Source organism: Wolbachia endosymbiont of Drosophila bicornuta, assembly GCF_028982105.1.
Lineage (GTDB): Bacteria > Pseudomonadota > Alphaproteobacteria > Rickettsiales > Anaplasmataceae > Wolbachia > Wolbachia pipientis.
In genome coordinates this window covers 1-736 of sequence record NZ_JAPQLF010000004.1, presented here as the reverse complement: position 1 = coordinate 736, position 736 = coordinate 1, and the positions used below count along the sequence as shown (strand labels likewise).

At 38.3% G+C, this 736-nt stretch carries 1 protein-coding gene; it reads right to left on the bottom strand.

The genetic code is table 11. From position 1 onward, the window contains the following. Positions 1-42: 42 nt before the first annotated feature. Entirely contained in the window at positions 43-375 is a 333-nt protein-coding gene (locus tag OZD68_RS00025; RefSeq protein ID WP_275008670.1) for an SWIM zinc finger family protein, read from the bottom strand. Positions 376-736 lie beyond the last annotated feature (361 nt).

The following is a 736-nucleotide window of genomic DNA, read 5'->3' as shown; positions in this document are numbered from 1 at the left end:
CTTGGAGAACTTATACCTTATTATTCTATCTCTTTCATACCTTTATTTCCTTAACTTGACGCTTATGGTCTGTTCATCTGGGCGCGCAGACGATCGATACTCCTTTCTATCAAGTGCAACCAAAGCAAAACCTGTTGCAGCCATATGCTTACATGGACCATAATACACAAATGCAGGACAGGAACATGTTCCACTCAAAAGAGGACCATCGTGCTTTAGTGTTACTCGATATACATTTGATCCAACTACCTTTGATTTAGCTTGAGATTCATTAACAGATATAATCTGTACCTTTCTTTTGTCAAAATAATCCCTTCCTCTGGAGCGGTAGGGTTCTTTGATAAGACCTGTGATATCTTTATAATACAGTCTCATTTTTACCTCCTTTAAAACCCTCAATTTTCTAATATATCCTTTCTTCCATAAAAATTTATTAACTCACCACGACTTTTATATGGCCCTGCGGACAATTTTATAGTGCTATAGCTAACTCAAGAAAGGTTTCCCTACGCCATACCGCGATTCATTCCATAACTGTATGAACATTCATTTTTGAAGGTAAATTGCACAGCAAATGGTGTCATGAAAGTAGCTGACACTGGAATCCAGCCTTGCCGTGATCTCATCAGGAACGTTGTGTTTTAACATAAAACGGCTACTTTTATACTTACCAACTTAATAAAATTCCTGGATCCCAGTGGGCTTTGTTGCATCGCTCTTCGGATAGTAGGTAACG

Excerpts from the sequence above, each read along its gene's own strand:
- OZD68_RS00025 (WP_275008670.1), bottom strand. The coding sequence starts at position 375 with ATGAGACTGTATTATAAAGATATCACAGGTCTTATCAAAGAACCCTAC.